A 17546-nucleotide genomic window follows, 5' to 3' on the forward strand; every position below is an offset into this window, starting at 1 on the left:
GCTGCGGAGGATTCGCCTAGTGGCCTATGGCGCTCGCCTGGAACGCGGGTTGGGTTAACAGCCCTCGCGGGTTCAAATCCCGCATCCTCCGCCAGGTGGTCCGCAGCGCGGACGGGAACGCGGACGGGAACAATGTGGACTGGTCGGCTTCTCACCGGCTCGGTTCACCAGCCTAAGGAGGGGTATGGGGCGCAAGGTCGCCGTGCTGTGGCACGCGTCGTTTTCGATTGGCGCCGGCGTCCTCTACTTCTATTTCGTATTGCCCCGTTGGCCTGAGCTGATGGGTGACACCGGACACTCGCTGGGGACTGGGCTCCGGATTGCCACGGGCGCGTTGATCGGTCTGGCCGCACTGCCGGTGGTATTCACTTTGCTGCGCACCCGCAAGCCGGAGCTGGGCACCCCGCAGCTGGCGCTGTCAATGCGAATCTGGTCGATCATGGCTCATGTGCTGGCCGGCGCGCTGATCGTCGGCACGGCGATTAGCGAGGTCTGGCTCAGCCTGGATGCCGCCGGGCAGTGGTTGTTCGGGATCTACGGAGCTGCCGCCGCGATCGCGGTGCTCGGGTTCTTCGGGTTCTACCTGTCGTTTGTCGCCGAGCTGCCGCCGCCACCGCCGAAGCCGCTCAAGCCGAAGAAACCCAAGCAGCGACGCCTTCGCCGCAAGAAGACGGCCAAGGGCGACGAGGCTGAGCCGGAAGCCGCCGAAGAAGCCGAGAACACGGAGCTGGCGGCGCAGGAGGACGAGGAGGCCGTCGAAGCTCCGCCAGAAAGCATAGAAAGCCCGGGAGGTGAACCCGAGTCGGCGACCCGGGAAGCTCCGGCAGCAGAGACCGCCACCGCCGAGGAGCCCCGGGGCGGGTTACGGAATCGCCGCCCCACCGGCAAAACCTCACATCGACGTCGGCGCACTCGCAGCGGTGTCCAGGTCGCCAAGGTCGACGAATAGCCGCGGTCCGGTGCTGTAGCGCCGGCTGTGAACCCTGCGACGCAATGTCGGCCTGTCACGTTGTCGGATTCACTGTCGCGGGCTAGCGCTTTCCCGTCAGAAGACGAGAAGCCTCCCCGATCTCCAACTAGCATCGAGATCGGGCTTGCGAAGGTTGGGTTGCAAAATGGATGTCATCAGATGGGCTCGCCGGCTTGCGGTGGTGGCGGGCACAGCAGCGGCAGTGACCACTCCTGCACTACTGAGTGCGCACGTTCCGATGGTCTCCGCCGAACCGTGTCCCGACGTCGAGGTGGTGTTTGCCCGTGGCACCGGGGAGCCACCTGGTGTTGGCAGCGTCGGAGGACTGTTCGTCGACGCACTGCGTTCCCAGGTTGGCGCCAAGTCACTCGGGGTCTACGCCGTTAACTACCCCGCCAGTAACGACTTTGCCAGCAGCGACTTCCCTAAGACGGTCATCGACGGAATTCGCGACGCGGGCTCTCATATCCAGTCAATGGCGACGAGCTGTCCCCAGACCAGGCAAGTGCTCGGTGGATACTCCCAAGGTGCGGCGGTGGCCGGGTATGTCACCTCGGCTGTGGTACCGCCGGGTGTACCCGTGCAGGCGGTACCGGCACCGATGGCCCCGGAGGTAGCAAACCACGTCGCCGCGGTCACTCTGTTCGGCGCACCGTCGGCTCAATTCCTGGGCCAGTACGGCGCGCCGCCGATCGCCATCGGTCCCCTGTACCAGCCGAAAACGCTTCAGTTGTGTGCCGATGGCGACTCGATTTGTGGCGACGGCAACAGCCCGGTCGCGCATGGCCTGTACGCGGTGAACGGCATGGTAGGCCAGGGCGCGAATTTCGCCGCCAGCCGCCTGTAGCCAGAACTGCGCTGCCACCCCAGCGAGAGCTGGGCGGTGATCCAATGCAGAATGCCACCATGCGCGTTCTGGTCACCGGCGGTACGGGATTTGTGGGCGGGTGGACTGCCAAAGCCATCGCTGACGCGGGCCGCTCCGTCCGGTTCCTGGTGCGAAATCCCGCACGGCTGAAGACGTCTGTCGCGAAACTGGGCGTCGACGTGTCGGACTTTGCGGTTGCAGACATATCCGACCGCGATTCGGTACGGGAGGCGTTGAACGGATGCGACGCCGTCGTGCACAGCGCCGCGCTGGTGGCAACCGACCCGCGTGAGACTTCGCGGATGCTAAGGACGAACATGGCGGGCGCCCAAAATGTTCTCGGTCAAGCCGTCGAGCTCGGACTGGATCCGATCGTGCATGTGTCGAGCTTCACGGCGCTGTTTCGTCCCGACCTAAAGACGCTGGCCGCTGATCTGCCGGTTGCCGGTGGGACGGATGGATACGGACAATCCAAAGCGCAGATCGAAATCTATGCGCGCGGTCTTCAGGACGCCGGCGCACCGGTGAACATCACTTATCCTGGCATGGTCCTCGGCCCGCCGGTGGGCGATCAATTCGGTGAAGCCGGGGAGGGTGTCCGGTCCGCATTGTGGATGCATGTCATTCCCGGGCGCGGCGCGGCGTGGTTGATCGTCGACGTCCGAGATGTGGCGGCACTGCACGCGGCGTTGTTGGAATCCGGGCGTGGGCCGCGCCGCTACACTGCGGGAGGTCATCGGATTCCGGTGCCCGAGCTCGCGAAAATTCTGGGCGAGGTCGCCGGCACCACGATGCTGCCCGTCCCGGTGCCCGATTCCGCGCTGCGTGTCGCGGGATCGGTGCTGGATCAAGCCGGGCCCTATCTGCCTTTCAATACTCCGTTCACCGCGGCAGGTATGCAGTACTACACACAGATGCCGGAGTCCGACGATTCGCCGAGCGAAAAAGAACTAGGCATCACCTACCGCGATCCGCGCGACACCGTGGCCGACACCGTCACGGCCCTGCGCGGCCTGGGCAGCTAACTGCCGTCGGGAGGTTCCGCCGGTTCCGCATCGGGGCGCGAATTCTTCAACCACTGCTTCAGCCGGAGCAGTTCGTTGACGACGATCCCGACGCCCAGGAGGATGACCAGCGTCACCACAATAGCGGTGGCCACGTAGTCCATGGTGACAGCCCCGCCACGGCGCACGTTCAGGCCGCTTGCTGTCGGATCGAGAGGACCTACGCGATGAAGGCGGTGACCTGCACCAACGCAAAGCTTGAGGTAGTCGACCGGCCGTCCCCGGCGCCGGCCAAGGGTCAACTGTTGCTCGATGTGCTGCGGTGCGGCATCTGCGGATCGGACCTGCATGCCCGCTTGCACTGTGATGAACTGGCCGACGTGATGGCCGAATCTGGCTACCACGCCTTCATGCGATCGAATCAGCAAGTGGTGTTCGGACACGAGTTCTGTGGCGAGGTGGTCGATTACGGTCCGGGCACCCGCAGGACCCCTAGGCGCGGCACCCCGGTCGTCGCCATGCCGCTGCTGCGGCGTGGCAACAAAGAGGTGCACGGGATCGGGCTTTCGACAATGGCGCCGGGCGCCTACGCCGAGCGGCTCGTCGTCGAGCAGTCGCTGACGTTTCCTGTCCCGAACGGGCTGGCGCCCGAGATAGCCGCGCTGACCGAGCCCATGGCCGTCGGATGGCACGCCGTCCGGCGCGGCGAGGTGGGCAAGGGCGACGTCGCGATCGTGATCGGGTGCGGTCCGATCGGCCTCGCGGTGATCTGCATGCTGAAGTCGCGCGGGGTACGCACGGTGATCGCAAGCGACTTTTCACCCTGCCGTCGTGCCCTCGCAACCGCCTGTGGCGCTGATTCCGTCGTCGATCCCGTACAGGACTCACCGTATGCGGTAGCCGCCGGCCTTGGACAGGGAAACAGACACCTGCAAAGCATCCTCGACGCGTTCGACCTCGCAGTCGCCACGGTCGAAAGACTGCAGCGGCTGCGGCTGCCGTGGTGGCACCTTTGGCGGGCTGCCGAAGCAGCTGGCGCCGCAACGCCAAAGCGTCCAGTCATCTTCGAATGTGTTGGCGTTCCGGGAATTATCGATGGCATCATCGCCAGCGCACCGCTGTTCTCGCGCGTCGTCGTGGTCGGCGTCTGCATGGGCTCAGACCACATCCGGCCGGCGATGGCGATCAACAAAGAGATCGACCTGCGGTTTGTTCTCGGCTACACACCGTTAGAGTTCCGCGACACGTTGCACATGCTGGCCGACGGCAAGGTCAACGCCGCGCCGCTGATCACCGGGACGGTCGGTTTACCCGGCGTGGCGGCAGCATTCGATGCGCTCGGCGATCCCGAGGCGCACGCAAAAATCATGATCGACCCCAAGAGCAACGCCGCGAGTCCCCAACCATTCCGCGTGGAGTGAATGATGCGGGATAGCCGCACGGCGTTGGATCCACCCGGGACGACAGCTTGAATTCAGGCGGCCTCGGCTTTAAAGCGCACACTACCGCGCCTGCTGCGGCATGGATCCAAATATCCGCCAAAGTACGTATGGACAACCGATAGCCCGGCGCACCTACGACCCGCCGCGCAGACACATTTACGCGTTCGCACCGATGGCTGCGGACCCAGCAAATGGCAGAGTTAGAGCGTCCGCCGTGTCTTGGGTCAATGCTTCCAGGCCGGCACCTTTTCTCCCGTGGACCGCATGTGCCCACGGTCGCGTCAGTACCGCCCGAATCGTTCCTTGAGGCCTATTGCAGATGAAACCGTCGCCTGCCGATACCCACGTCGTGATTGCCGGTGCTGGCATCGCGGGATTGGCTGCCGCCATGATCCTGGCCGAAGCCGGGGTGCGAGTCACATTGTGCGAAGCTGCATCCGAAGCTGGGGGCAAGGCCAAGAGTTTACGTCTCGCGGACGGCCACCCGACCGAGCACAGTTTGCGGGTTTACACCGATACTTACCAAACCCTGCTGACGCTGTTCTCGCGTATACCCAGCGAGCATGACAGGACCGTGCTAGACAACCTGGTCGGCGTCAGCATGGTTTCGGCTACCGCGCAAGGCGTGATTGGCCGAATCGCTGCGCCAGTTGCCTTACAACGCCGGCGGCCAACCTTCGCGCGGATCGTAGGCAAGGTAGTCGAACCGCCGCGGCAACTTGTCCGGATCTTGTTGCGCGGCCCAATGGTAATCGTTGGTCTGGCCCAACGAGGTGTGCCGGCCACCGACGTCCTCCACTACCTCTACGCCCATCTACGGCTGCTGTGGATGTGCCGAGAGCGACTCTTGGCGGAGCTGGGCGATATCTCGTATGCGGATTATCTGCAGCTCGGCCGCAAGTCTGCCCAGGCGCAGGAATTCTTTTCTGCTGTGCCGCGCATTTACGTCGCGGCGCGCACCAGTGCCGAAGCGGCGGCCATTGCGCCCATCGTTCTCAAGGGGCTGTTTCGCCTGAAAAGTAATTGTCCATCAGCCCTCAACGACGCAAAGCTGCCCGCGATCATGATGATGGATGGACCGACCAGCGAGCGCATGGTCGATCCCTGGATTCGTCACCTGACAAGGCTCGGCGTGGACATCCACTTCAACACGCGTGTCGGCGATCTCGAGTTCGACGACGGTCGCGTCACCGCATTGATATCGTCCGATGGCCGCCGGTTTGCCTGCGACTATGCCCTGCTCGCGGTGCCCTATCTGACGCTGCGAGAGCTGGCCAAATCAGCTCATGTCAAGCGATATCTCCCTCAGCTCACACAGCAGCACGCCCTTGCGCTTGAGGCATCGAACGGAATCCAGTGTTTTCTGCGCGACCTCCCCGCGACGTGGCCTCCGTTCATCCGCCCTGGAGTCGTCACTACGCATCTGCAAAGCCAGTGGTCGCTGGTCTGCGTTCTGCAGGGAGAAGGTTTCTGGAAAAACGTCCGCCTGCCGGAAGGAACCCGCTACGTTCTGTCAATAACCTGGAGTGATGTGGAAACGCCCGGACCTGTTTTTGATCGGCCATTGAGTGAATGTACGCCCGATGAGATCTTGACCGAGTGCCTGACGCAGTGCGGCCTCGATAAATCGAACGTCTTGGGCTGGCGGATCGATCACGAGCTGAAGCACTTAGACGAGGCCGAATACGAAAAGGTGGCGAGCGAGCTGCCTCCTCATCTTGTCTCGGCGCCTGCGCGCGGGCAGCGCATGGTGAATTTCTCGCCGCTTACCGTATTGATGCCGGGCGCGCGCCACCGCTCCCCGGGTATTTGCACCTCAGTGCCTAACCTTTTGCTAGCCGGTGAGGTGATCTATTCACCCGACCTGACCTTGTTTGTTCCGACCATGGAGAAGGCGGCATGCTCCGGCTATCTGGCCGCCCGCCAAATCATGAACATGGTTGCTTCGCACGCCGCACCGCTGCGGATCGACTTCCGGGATCCCGCCCCATTTGCGGTTCTGCGGCGGGTGGACCGATGGTTTTGGAGCCGCCGCCGACGACCGCCAGACCGGTCGACATTTGCAACCCCACCAACCGCCATGCCGGCGCCGAGCCACCTGACCGACGTGGATCGCTCTGCAAGTTAGCCGCCGGTAAGCCACCAAGCCTCGTCACGCTACAAGTCCACCGTTGAACCGACGGCGTTGACGCGTCACATATCCCTGACCCTTCAAGAACGTGGAGTTCCCCTTGACTGTGCACACCGTCGCCACCAACAATGCTGCGCCCGTCATAGCCGCCGGGCCCGTCGGCCCTAGCAGACGACGCCGCCAGCCCTCCTCGGCGGCGGTGCTGCTGGTGGCGGCGTTCGGCGCCTTCCTCGCTTTCCTTGACTCCACGATCGTCAACGTCGCGTTCCCCGATATCCAGCGGCACTTCCACAGCGACATCAGTGACCTGTCCTGGGTGCTCAACGCCTACAACATTGTTTTCGCGGCGTTCCTGGTGGCCGCCGGCAGGCTGGCCGACCTGATGGGGCGCAAGCGGGTGTTCATCTTGGGGGTGGTGTTGTTCACCGTCGCGTCCGGGCTGTGCGCAATCGCCGAAAGCGTCGGGGAACTGGTTGCGTTCCGTGTGCTGCAAGGCATCGGCGCAGCGGTTCTGGTACCGGCTTCGCTGGGGCTGGTCGTCGAGGCCTTCCCGGCCGAGCGGCGCGCGCACGGGGTCAACCTGTGGGGCGCGGCGGGGGCCATCGCCGCGGGCCTCGGCCCGCCGATCGGTGGCGCCCTCATCGAGGCGGATGGCTGGCGGTGGGTGTTCCTGGTGAACCTTCCGCTGGGGGTATTCGCTGTGCTGGCCGCTCGGCGGGCACTGGTGGAGAACCGGGCCGCCGGACGTCGGCGTGTGCCCGACGTGAGCGGCGCGGTGCTGCTGGCTTTCGCGCTGGGCCTTTTGACGCTGGGATTGATCAAGGGCCCGGATTGGGGTTGGGCCAGCCTGCCGACCAGCGGGTCATTGCTGGCCGCGGCGGTCGCGATGGTTGGGTTTGTGATGAGCTCACGACACCACCCGGCACCGATGGTCGAGCCCACGCTGTTGCGCATCCAGTCGTTCGTGGCCGGCACCGGGCTGACCGCCGTGGCCAGCGCCGGCTTCTACGCCTATCTGCTGACGCACGTGCTGTTCCTCAACTACGTCTGGGGTTACACGCTGCTGGAGGCTGGCATGGCCGTCGCCCCCGCCGCGCTGGTCGCCGCCGTCGTCGCGGCGGTGCTTGGCCGCGTCGCCGACCGGCACGGTTACCGCTTCATCGTCGGCATCGGCGCGTTGATCTGGGCTGCCAGCCTGCTGTGGTATCTCAAGGTTGTCGGGTCCCAGCCCGATTTCCTCGGTGAATGGCTGCCCGGCCAGATACTGCAGGGAATCGGGGTGGGCGCTACCTTCCCGCTGCTCGGCAGTGCCGCCTTGGCCCGGCTGGCCAAGGGCGGCAGCTACGCCACCGCTTCGGCGGTGACCGGCACCATCCGCCAGGTTGGCGCCGTCATCGGCGTCGCGGTGCTGGTGATCCTGGTCGGCACACCGGCACCGGGCGCAGCCGAAGAGGCGTTGCGTCACGGGTGGGCGTTGGCCGCGATCTGTTTCGTGGCGGTGGGGATCGGGGCGCTGTCGCTGGGTCGCATCCGCCCAGTCCCAGCTGCGGTTGAACCCCCGCCGGGGCCGCCGGTGGCTCCGTTGGGAGCGCGGCGGCCGCCGAGACCCGCACCGGTGGCCTCACCCGCCGCGGCAGTGGCCCCGACCCCCAAGACTTCCCGCGAAGTCAACCTGCTGGAGGCTCTGCGGTTTGCCAGGCCGGACACGCAACAGATTGAGCTGCAAGCAGGCTCGTATTTGTTCCACGCGGGCGATGTGTCCGATGCGCTCTACGTGGTGCGCAGCGGCCGCCTGCAAGTCCTCGCCGGCGACGGCGCAAAGGACGAAGTGGTGGCCGAGCTGGGCCGTGGTCAGGTGGTCGGGGAGCTCGGGGTGCTGCTCGATGCGCCGCGGTCCGCGTCGGTTCGTGCGGTACGCGACTCGTCCCTGATGCGAGTGACCAAGGCCGAATTCGCGAAGATCGCCGATGCCGGGGTGCTTGGGGCGCTGGCGGGGGTACTGGCCAAACGACAGCACCAGACACGCGTGGCCTCTCAGCGGACAACGCCGGAGGTCGTTGTCGCGGTCGTCGGTGTCGACGCCAATGCACCGGTCGCAATGGTGGCCACCGAATTGTGCAGGGCACTGTCGACACGGCTACGTGCTGTCGCCCCCGGCCGGGTCGACTGCGACGGGTTGGAACGTGCCGAGCAGACCGCCGACCGGGTGGTGCTGCATGCGGCCGTCGGCGACGCGCGGTGGCGGGAATTCTGTTTGCGTGTCGCCGATCGCGTGGTGCTGGTGGCCAGCAACCCGGCCGTGCCTGTGGCCCCGCTGCCGACCCGAGCGACCGGCGCCGACCTGGTGCTGGCCGGACGGCCCGCCGGCCGGGAGCACCGACGTGCCTGGGAGCAGTTGATCACGCCGCGGTCGATGCATGTGGTCCGACGCGAATATGTCGCCGACGACCTGCGGGTGCTCGCCACGCGTATCGCGGGCCGTTCCGTGGGGCTAGTCCTCAGCGGTGGGGCAGCGAGGGCGTGTGCCCACTTGGGCGTGCTGGAGGAACTGGAGGCCGCCGGGGTCACCGTCGACCGCTTTGCCGGCACCAGCATGGGCGCAATCATCGCGGCTCTGGCGGCCAGCGGTTTGGATGCTGCCGGGGTGGATGCGCAAATCTACGAGCACTTCGTGCGCAAGAGCCACGGCGACTACACCCTGCCGAGCAAGGGGCTGATCCGCGGGAAACGCACCCAGTCCACGCTACGCACGATCTTCGGAGACCATTTGGTGGAGGAGCTGCCGAAACATTTCCGCTGCGTCAGTGTCGACCTATTGGCTCGGCGGCCCGTCGTGCACCGCCAAGGCCCGCTCGCCGACGTCGTCGGCTGCTCGATGCGGCTGCCTTTTCTGTATGCGCCACTGCCCTACGGCGGCACCCTGCACGTCGACGGCGGTGTGCTGGACAACGTGCCCGTCACCACGCTGGTGGGCAAGGACGGCCCACTGATTGCGGTAAACGTGGCCTCTGGCGGAAATCCAAGCCCCGCGTCCGGCGGCCGTCGCCGCGGCAAACCACGGGTGCCCGGCCTAACCGACACCCTGCTGCGCACCATGACAATCAGCAGCGCGATGGCATCGGAAAAAGTGTTGGCCCAGGCCGACCTGGTGATCAAGCCCAACCCGATCGGCGTCGGACTCATGGAGTACCACCAGATCGACCGCGCCCGTGAAGCGGGCCGGATCGCGGCCCGTGAAGCGTTGCCACAGATCATGGAGCTGGTGCACGGCTGAACCTGGGCGGGGCCGCTAAGAAATGTGGCCGCGGCCAACGCTATCGGCGGCCTGGCCAGCTTTCCGGGCCGCTACCCGATGGGAGTCCTCACCCACGCCGCCGGCGGACCCAACCCCGATTGTTCGACCGCAGACACTGATCTATCGCGCAGGCGTTGCCGCATGGTGGACTAGCCCAATGACGCGGGCTGACTGCAAGCGCGACCGTGACGAGATGTTCGTCGAGTACACCAAGAGCATCTGCCCCGTCTGCAAGGTCGTGGTCGACGCCCAGGTCAATATCCGCCACGACAAGGTGTATTTGCGTAAGCGCTGCCGCGAGCACGGAAGTTTCGAGGCCCTGGTGTACGGGGATGCCCAGATGTATTTGGAATCAGCACGATTCAACAAACCGGGCACCTTTCCGCTGCGGTTTCAGACCGAGGTGCGCGACGGCTGTCCCAGTGACTGCGGGCTGTGCCCGGACCACAAGCAACACGCCTGCCTGGGGTTGATCGAAGTCAACACACACTGCAACCTGGACTGCCCGATCTGTTTCGCCGACTCTGGCCACCAACCCGACGGCTACGCCATCACCGCGGCGCAGTGTGCACGGATGCTCGACACGCTCGTTGCCGCCGAGGGTGAACCCGAAGTGGTGATGTTCTCCGGTGGCGAACCGACCATCCACAAACAACTCCTCGAGTTCGTCGACGCCGCCCAGGCCCGCCCGGTCAAGACCGTCATCATCAACACCAACGGCATCCGGCTGGCCTCCGACCGGCGATTCGTCGACCAGCTCGCCACCCGCAACCGTCCCGGCCACCCCGTGCACATCTACCTGCAGTTCGACGGCCTGGACGAGGCAACACATCGTCGAATCCGGGGCCGCGATCTGCGGGACGTAAAGCAGCGGGCCCTGGACAACTGCGCCGCGGCGGGCCTGACCGTCAGCCTGGTGGCCGCGGTGGAACGCGGCCTCAACGAGCACGAGCTCGGCGCGGTCATCCGCCACGGCATGGCGCAGCCCGGAGTGCAATCGGTGGTATTTCAGCCGGTCACCCACGCCGGCCGGCATGTGCAGTTCGACCCGCTGACCCGACTGACCAACTCCGACATCATCGCCTGCATCACCGCGCAACTGCCCGAATGGTTCAGGCCCGGTGACTTCTTTCCGGTGCCATGCTGCTTCCCCAGCTGCCGATCGATCACCTACCTGCTCACCGACGGGGAGCATGTGGTCCCGATTCCGCGGCTGCTCAATGTCGAGGACTACCTCGACTACGTCTCTAACCGGGTGATCCCTGACCTGGCGATCCGCGAAGCCTTGGAGAACTTGTGGTCGGCGTCGGCGGTGCCAGGCACCGACACCATGACCGCACAGCTACAGCGGGCTACCGCCGCCCTGAACTGCGCCGAGGGCTGCGGGATCAACCTGCCCGAGGCCCTCGCGCACCTCACCGACCGGGTCTTCGCCATCGTCATCCAAGACTTCCAGGATCCGTACACCCTCAACGTCAAACAGCTGATGAAATGCTGCGTGCAACAGATCACCCCGGACGGACGGCTGATCCCGTTCTGCGCCTACAACTCGGTCGGCTATCGAGAGCAGGTGCGTGAACAGCTCACCGGGGTACCGGTACCCGACATTGTGCCCAATGCCATCCCACTCGCCGGGTTGCTGGCGGACGCACCACACGGATCAAAACAGGCCAATACCGGTGGGAGTACCGCCAGGCTCGCGGGGGCAACCCGAGGTGGGCCGATGGCACTGCCACCACAGCAGATCAAAGCGTGTTGCGCCGACGCCTATTCCCGCGACATCGTCGCCTTGCTACTCGGTGACTCCTTTCACCCGGGCGGCGCGACATTGACCCGTAGGTTGGCTGACCAACTCGGGCTGAGGTCGACAGGCGGCCCGCGGCGGGTCGCCGACATCGCCGCCGGGCCCGGCGCCTCCGCACGGCTGCTGGCCAGCGACTACGGTGTGGCTGTCGACGGGGTCGACATCAGCGAGATCAACGTGAGGCGCGCCCAAGCCGCCGTCGCGCAAACCGGCCTGACCGAGCGGGTGCGCTTCCACCTGGGCGACGCCGAATCAGTCCCGTTGCCCGACGACACATTCGACGCGCTGGTGTGCGAGTGCGCGTTCTGCACATTCCCGGACAAGAACGCCGCCGCCCAGCAGTTCGCTCGGATTCTGCGTCCCGGTGGCCTGGCCGGCATCACCGATGTCACCGTCGGGGACGGCGGCCTGCCGGCGGAGCTGACCGCACTGGCCGCGTGGGTCGCCTGCATCGCCGACGCCCGAACCGTCACCGACTACACCGACATCCTCGAAGGGGCCGGATTGCGCACCCGCCACATCGAGTCTCATGACGAGAGCCTGCTGGACATGATCGACCGCATCGACGCGCGGATCACCGCCTTGCACGTCGCCGCACCGGAGATCCTCGCCGACAACGGCATTCGCCACGACTCGGTGCGCGATTTCACAGCGCTCGCACGCGCCGCGGTACAAACCGGACGAATCGGATACACGTTGATGATCGCGGAAAAGCCGTGATAATCCAGGAAATGTGGGACAGACCAATCGCATTTCCCGCATCTGAGGAGCGAGCCGCACCGCGTTACTTCGACGTGTTTCCCCTCTTCAAGTCGGTATCCCGGCTCGGCTGAACACGCTTGGGTTCGCCCGGCATCTTCGGATAGTTCGGCGGATACGGCATGTCACCGAGCCCGCGCTCCTCGTCGGCGGCGGCCAAGTCCAGCAATGGTGCAATCGACTGGGCCACGTCGTCCATGCCGGCCCAGGGGTCGTCGCGGATCTTCACCAGCTCGGGCACCGTGGTCATGGTGTAGTCGTCGGGATCCGCGCCGGCCAGCTCTTCCCAGGTCAACGGCATCGATACCGTCGCGATCGGGGTAGGACGCACCGAATAGGCCGACGCCATGGTGCGGTCGCGGGCGTTTTGGTTGAAGTCGATGAAGATACGCGCGCCCCGTTCTTCCTTCCACCACGACGTCGTCACCGCATCCGGTGCGCGGCGCTCGACTTCCCGGGCCAACGCAATGCCCGCCCGACGCACCTCGACGAAGTCCCAGTCGGTGGCGATGCGCAGGAATACGTGAATCCCTCTACCCCCGGATGTCTTCGGATAACCGACCAGACCGAGGTCGTCCAGCACGGACCGGAGCACATCGACGGCGACCGTACGCGCCTCCACGAAGCCGGTGCCCGGTTGCGGATCTAGATCGATGCGCAATTCGTCGGGGTGCTCGGTGTCGGGGCAGCGCACTTGCCACGGGTGCAGGGTGATTGTGCCCATCTGCGCCGCCCATACGATCGCCGCCGGGTGGGTCACCTTCAGCGCGTCAGCCATCCGCCCCGACGGAAACGTCACCCGGCACGTCTGCAGGTAGTCAGGGCGGTGCCGCGGGATCCGCTTTTGGTAGATCTGCTCGCCGTCGACGCCGTCCGGGAAGCGCTGCAAGTGCGTCGGCCGGTCACGCAGCGCCGTCAGCATCGGACCCCCGGCCACGGCGAAGTAGTACTCAACGAGGCGGCGCTTGGTGCCGTGCGACCCCAGCTTCGGGAAATACATCCTGTCCGGGCTAGTCAACCGCACCGCGATGCCGTCGACGTCGAGTTCCTCAGCTGCCGCCGCCATATCGGAATTCCAGCATGCCGCACGCAAGAATGAGCACATGCAGTTACCCGTCATGCCGCCGGTGTCGCCGATGCTGGCCAAATCGGTCACCGCAATCCCGCCGGACGCGTCGTATGAACCCAAATGGGACGGATTCCGCTCCATCTGCTTTCGCGACGGTGATCAGGTCGAACTGGGTAGCCGCAACGAGCGGCCGATGACCCGCTACTTCCCCGAGCTGGTCGCCGCGATCAGGGCCGAGCTGCCGCATCGCTGTGTGATCGACGGGGAGATCATCATCGCCACCGACCACGGCTTGGACTTCGAGGCGCTGCAACAGCGCATCCATCCTGCCGAGTCGAGGGTGCGAATGCTTGCCGACCGCACACCAGCCTCCTTCATCGCATTCGACCTGCTGGCCCTCGGCGACGACGACTACACCGGGCGGCCGTTCAGCGAAAGACGAGCCGCTCTGGTCGATGCCGTAACTGGTTCGGGGGCCGACGCTGACCTGTCGATCCACGTCACCCCGGCAACCACCGACATGGCGACCGCACAACGATGGTTCTCCGAGTTCGAGGGGGCCGGTCTAGACGGTGTCATCGCCAAACCGCCGCACATCACCTATCAACCGGACAAACGCGTTATGTTCAAGATCAAACACCTGCGGACCGCCGATTGCGTGGTGGCCGGCTACCGGGTGCACAAGTCCGGCAGTGACGCGATCGGCTCACTGCTGCTAGGGCTTTACCAGGAGGACGGCCAACTCGCGTCGGTCGGCGTGATCGGCGCGTTCCCCATGGCCGAACGACGCCGGCTATTAACCGAGCTGCAGCCGCTGGTCACCAGCTTCGACGACCACCCATGGAACTGGGCCGCCCACGTTGCCGGCCAGCGCACCCCACGTAAGAACGAGTTCTCCCGCTGGAATGTCGGCAAAGACCTGTCGTTCGTGCCGCTGCGACCCGAGCGGGTGGTCGAGGTCCGCTACGACCACATGGAAGGCGCGCGGTTCCGCCACACCGCACAGTTCAACCGGTGGCGCCCCGACCGCGACCCACGCTCATGCAGCTATGCCCAGCTCGAACGCCCGCTCACCGTCAGCCTCTCCGACATTGTGCCGGGCCTACGCTAAGGTGCGACCCTCTTCGGTCAGTTGATCCCCGGTGGGCCGATCGGCTCGGGCGCCACATCCGGGTCGGTTCGTTGCGTTCGGCCGCGTAACATCTGCGGCATGGCGGTGCTGCCCGCGTGCCGGTTGGGACTTGTCGTCTGTGTGGCGACCGCAGTGATCACAGCAACCATGGTGTTGGCTACGCCGAGCTATGCATGCGCCTGCGGTGCCGCGGGTCACAGCACATGGCTCCCAAGCAACTTTGAATCATGAAGTCGCGCTGCTTCATTGGGAACGGGACGACCGAGACGATCGTCATGTAGCTGGCAATGAACGCCGATACCGACAACGTTGCCTTGGTAGTGCCCACCCACCGAACGACGATCCGTACCGGCAGGTGGTCACCGTTTACGACGATGTCGCACTCCCCCCGCTGCTGCTGGTGGTCGTGTCGGCGATCGCGGTGGGCGCGGCGGGCGGGGCCGTTGTGGTGGTTCTGCGGCGACGGCGGCGCGCCCACACTGGGTAGTCCGCTACGGTGAGGGCGCTCAGCAAGGCAGGGATTCTGGTCCTTCGGACAATCCCGCCACGGCCGGGTGCGCCATCAACCGGTCGAGAAAACCCCGCTGCCCCTTGAGCAGTTTGGTGCGTGCCCGCGCTACCGGAAACCAGCTCACCCGGTCGACCTCGGGGAACTTACGCATCTTGCCCGAGCCCTTCGGCCAGTCCAGTTCGAAGGTGTTGCTTCGTGCGTCGGTGATGTCCAGATCCGCCCGGACACCGAACACGGTCACCACCTTGCCGCCGGACTGTTTCAGCGACCCGAAGTCGATTCGCGGCCCGTCAGGCACGCACAACCCGATCTCCTCGGAGAACTCGCGCCGGGCGGCCAGCCACGGATCTTCGCCGCCGGTGTATTCGCCCTTCGGGATCGACCAAGCGCCGTCGTCCTTTCCCGCCCAAAACGGGCCGCCCGGATGCGCCAGAAGGACGTCGACGACACCGGCGCGCGCCCGATACAGCAGCACACCCGCGCTGAGCTTGGGCATGAGTACGGGTTCTTTAGATCCCGACGGCCTGTTCCAGATCCTTCAGCGACGATTCCAGGTGCGCAAGCAGCCGCTGCAAGTGGGGCACACTGCGACGGCACCCGACCAGTCCGAAGTCGAGATTCCCAGCATTGTTCACCAGGGTGATGTTCAACGCTTGACCGTCCGGGATGTTCGACAATGGGTAACTACCGTCAAGCCGGGCCGTGCCGTAGTAGAGCGGGTCTACCGGCCCCGGCACATTCGAGATGACGATGTTGAACGGTGGCGGCACTGCCGACAAGAAACCCGGTACACCCGCCAACGTCAGCGGCGCCATATTCAATGCCGACAATGCAAGCACCTGCAGCTGCGGCAATTCGGAGAGCACTTTCTTGTTGCCGTCCATGGACGCGCTGATGGTCTGAATCCGTTGCGCTGGGTCGTCGACATGGGTGGCGAGATTGCACAGGACGCTGCCGACCAAGTTGCCGCCGGCGTCAGCGTCCTCTTTGGAGCGTAGGCTCACCGGAACCATCGCGATCAGCGGTCTGTCCGGCAGCGCATTCCGCTCTATCAGGTAGTAGCGCAACGCACCGGCACACATCGCCAGGACGGCGTCGTTGACGGTCACACCGGCGGCCTGCTTGACGCTCTTGATCCGGTCCAGCGACCAGGACTGCGCAGCGCACCGGCGGGCTCCCCCGACCTTGACGTTGAACATGCTGTGTGGCGCCGCGAACGGCAGCGTCAACTGCTGCTCGAGTAGCGCCGCACGAGCCAGCTTCAGCGTCGACGGTGCAAGTCCGACAACGGATCCCGCCATCTTGAACAGCGCATCCAACAGTGACGAGCCGTCCGATGGCGGGCGCGTACGTGGGCGCGGAGGCAGGTTCCAGATGGCGCGCACCTCGGCGTCGTCCGGGTCAGCCGACAGCGTGCGCTGCGCCAGCTTCATCGCCGAAACACCGTCGATCAGGGCGTGGTGCATTTTGGTGTACATAGCAAACCGGCCGTCGTTCAGCCCCTCCACCACGTGCAGCTCCCACAGCGGGCGGTGGCGATCGAGCAGGCTGGTATGCAGCCTTGAGGTCAGCTCGAGCAGATCGCGGACTCGTCCTGGCGAGGGCAGCGCCGAGCGGCGAACGTGGTAATCGATGTCGATGTCGTCGTCATAAGCCCATGCCACACGGGCGATTCCACCCCCGATCGTCGCAGGGTGCTTTCGGAACATGGGCTGGAATTCGTCGTTGGCAACCAAACGCTCGGTGAACTCACGGACGAACTCAGGACCAGCTCCCTCCGGCGGCTCGAACAACGACAAGCCACCCACATGCATGGGGTGTTCACGAGATTCAATGAAAAGAAACATCGAGTCGTTGGGCATCATCAGATCCATGCACCCATTACACCCATTACCGAGTGATCCGGGAAGGCTTCTGTGGTGCCCGAGGTTTGGCAAGTCGCAAGAACATCGCCGCCCAGCTGACTTCGGGATGACAACGCATGTAGTCCGGGGCGGCTTGAGGTGACAACGTCGGGTGGGCGAAGTAGTCCGGCTGAGAGGTATTGGTGGCAGCATGGGTTTGTGACCTCAATGTCGTTGGCCTGGGATGTGGTGTCGGTCGACAAGCCGGACGATGTCAACGTCGTGATCGGCCAGGCGCACTTCATCAAAGCGGTCGAAGACCTGCACGAGGCCATGGTCGGCGTGAGCCCATCGCTACGGTTCGGGCTCGCCTTTTGCGAGGCGTCCGGGCCCCGGTTGGTTCGCCATACCGGCAACGATGGCGATTTGGTCGAACTCGCGACCCGCACTGCGCTGGCCATCGCGGCCGGGCATAGCTTCGTGATCTTCTTACGTGAGGGGTTTCCCATCAACATCCTCAACCCGGTGCAGGCGGTGCCCGAGGTCTGCACGATCTACTGCGCCACAGCCAATCCGGTCGACGTTGTCGTCGCGGTGACCCCGCATGGTCGCGGCATCGTGGGTGTTGTCGACGGGCAGACCCCTCTGGGAGTGGAGACCGATCGCGACATTGCGCAGCGGCGTGACCTGTTGCGCGCCATCGGTTACAAGCTCTGA

Annotated in this window: 12 protein-coding genes, 1 tRNA gene and 1 pseudogene; 11 read left to right on the plus strand and 3 right to left on the minus strand. The window is 65.1% G+C overall.

All coding sequences use genetic code 11. The annotated features are described in order from the left end of the window. Nucleotides 1-5 precede the first annotated feature (5 nt). The 8 genes from MCAN_RS19675 to MCAN_RS19710 all read left to right on the plus strand — a co-directional run bounded on the left by MCAN_RS19675 (nt 6) and on the right by MCAN_RS19710 (nt 12234). Nucleotides 6-94, plus strand: a tRNA-Ser gene (locus MCAN_RS19675). 90 nt (nt 95-184) lie between these two features. Further along, nucleotides 185-949, plus strand: a complete 765-nt coding sequence (lucA, locus tag MCAN_RS19680; protein WP_014001915.1) for a lipid uptake coordinator LucA — start codon at nt 185-187, stop codon at nt 947-949. 166 nt (nt 950-1115) lie between these two features. Beyond that, a complete protein-coding gene (locus tag MCAN_RS19685; protein WP_014001916.1) occupies nt 1116-1817 on the plus strand; it encodes a cutinase family protein in 702 nt (233 codons plus the stop codon). Nucleotides 1818-1876: 59 nt separating this feature from the next. Further along, a complete protein-coding gene (locus MCAN_RS19690) occupies nt 1877-2863 on the plus strand; it encodes an SDR family NAD(P)-dependent oxidoreductase (protein WP_041180327.1) in 987 nt (328 codons plus the stop codon). 206 nt (nt 2864-3069) lie between these two features. Continuing rightward, nucleotides 3070-4263, plus strand: coding sequence for a zinc-binding dehydrogenase (locus tag MCAN_RS19695; protein WP_014001918.1), 1194 nt, complete (start codon nt 3070-3072; stop codon nt 4261-4263). A 340-nt stretch (nt 4264-4603) separates the two neighbouring features. Continuing rightward, the gene (locus tag MCAN_RS19700) at nt 4604-6412 is read left to right on the plus strand and encodes a hydroxysqualene dehydroxylase (protein WP_014001919.1); all 1809 of its coding nucleotides are present in this window, start codon (nt 4604-4606) and stop codon (nt 6410-6412) included. Nucleotides 6413-6521: 109 nt separating this feature from the next. Further along, a complete protein-coding gene (locus MCAN_RS19705; protein ID WP_014001920.1) occupies nt 6522-9689 on the plus strand; it encodes an MFS transporter in 3168 nt (1055 codons plus the stop codon). Nucleotides 9690-9867: 178 nt separating this feature from the next. Further along, on the plus strand, nt 9868-12234 hold the full coding sequence (locus tag MCAN_RS19710) for a radical SAM protein (RefSeq protein WP_041180184.1): 2367 nt from the start codon (nt 9868-9870) through the stop codon (nt 12232-12234). A 64-nt stretch (nt 12235-12298) separates the two neighbouring features. Here the strand turns inward: MCAN_RS19710 and ligD are convergent, their stop codons facing one another. Next, nucleotides 12299-13339, minus strand: coding sequence for a non-homologous end-joining DNA ligase (gene ligD / locus MCAN_RS19715; protein ID WP_014001922.1), 1041 nt, complete (start codon nt 13337-13339; stop codon nt 12299-12301). 37 nt (nt 13340-13376) lie between these two features. Here ligD and MCAN_RS19720 point away from each other — a divergent pair, with 37 nt between their 5' ends. Both MCAN_RS19720 and MCAN_RS19725 read left to right on the plus strand, forming a co-directional pair. After that, the gene (locus MCAN_RS19720; protein ID WP_003420435.1) at nt 13377-14453 is read left to right on the plus strand and encodes an ATP-dependent DNA ligase; all 1077 of its coding nucleotides are present in this window, start codon (nt 13377-13379) and stop codon (nt 14451-14453) included. Nucleotides 14454-14552: 99 nt separating this feature from the next. After that, nucleotides 14553-14961, plus strand: a pseudogene (locus MCAN_RS19725) (DUF2330 domain-containing protein). Between the two features lie 19 nt (nt 14962-14980). Here the strand turns inward: MCAN_RS19725 and MCAN_RS19730 are convergent. Both MCAN_RS19730 and MCAN_RS19735 read right to left on the minus strand, forming a co-directional pair. Then, entirely contained in the window at nt 14981-15481 is a 501-nt protein-coding gene (locus MCAN_RS19730) for an NUDIX domain-containing protein (protein ID WP_014001924.1), read from the minus strand. A 13-nt stretch (nt 15482-15494) separates the two neighbouring features. Continuing rightward, complete coding sequence (locus MCAN_RS19735; RefSeq protein WP_014001925.1) at nt 15495-16859, minus strand: WS/DGAT/MGAT family O-acyltransferase; 1365 nt, start codon at nt 16857-16859, stop codon at nt 15495-15497. Nucleotides 16860-17057: 198 nt separating this feature from the next. Here MCAN_RS19735 and MCAN_RS19740 point away from each other — a divergent pair, with 198 nt between their 5' ends. After that, complete coding sequence (locus tag MCAN_RS19740; RefSeq protein WP_003899658.1) at nt 17058-17546, plus strand: adenosine-specific kinase; 489 nt, start codon at nt 17058-17060, stop codon at nt 17544-17546.

Source organism: Mycobacterium canetti CIPT 140010059 (assembly GCF_000253375.1).
Taxonomy (GTDB): Bacteria; Actinomycetota; Actinomycetes; order Mycobacteriales; family Mycobacteriaceae; genus Mycobacterium; species Mycobacterium tuberculosis.

What these genes read in the sequence shown, in the direction of transcription:
- lucA (WP_014001915.1), top strand. Translation starts at nt 185, where the DNA reads ATGGGGCGCAAGGTCGCCGTGCTGTGGCACGCGTCGTTTTCGATTGGC.
- MCAN_RS19685 (WP_014001916.1), top strand. Translation starts at nt 1,116, where the DNA reads ATGGATGTCATCAGATGGGCTCGCCGGCTTGCGGTGGTGGCGGGCACA.
- MCAN_RS19690 (WP_041180327.1), top strand. Translation starts at nt 1,877, where the DNA reads ATGCGCGTTCTGGTCACCGGCGGTACGGGATTTGTGGGCGGGTGGACT.
- MCAN_RS19695 (WP_014001918.1), top strand. Translation starts at nt 3,070, where the DNA reads ATGAAGGCGGTGACCTGCACCAACGCAAAGCTTGAGGTAGTCGACCGG.
- MCAN_RS19700 (WP_014001919.1), top strand. Translation starts at nt 4,604, where the DNA reads ATGAAACCGTCGCCTGCCGATACCCACGTCGTGATTGCCGGTGCTGGC.
- MCAN_RS19710 (WP_041180184.1), top strand. Translation starts at nt 9,868, where the DNA reads ATGACGCGGGCTGACTGCAAGCGCGACCGTGACGAGATGTTCGTCGAG.
- ligD (WP_014001922.1), bottom strand. Translation starts at nt 13,339, where the DNA reads ATGGCGGCGGCAGCTGAGGAACTCGACGTCGACGGCATCGCGGTGCGG.
- MCAN_RS19720 (WP_003420435.1), top strand. Translation starts at nt 13,377, where the DNA reads ATGCAGTTACCCGTCATGCCGCCGGTGTCGCCGATGCTGGCCAAATCG.
- MCAN_RS19730 (WP_014001924.1), bottom strand. Translation starts at nt 15,481, where the DNA reads ATGCCCAAGCTCAGCGCGGGTGTGCTGCTGTATCGGGCGCGCGCCGGT.
- MCAN_RS19735 (WP_014001925.1), bottom strand. Translation starts at nt 16,859, where the DNA reads ATGGATCTGATGATGCCCAACGACTCGATGTTTCTTTTCATTGAATCT.
- MCAN_RS19740 (WP_003899658.1), top strand. Translation starts at nt 17,058, where the DNA reads ATGTCGTTGGCCTGGGATGTGGTGTCGGTCGACAAGCCGGACGATGTC.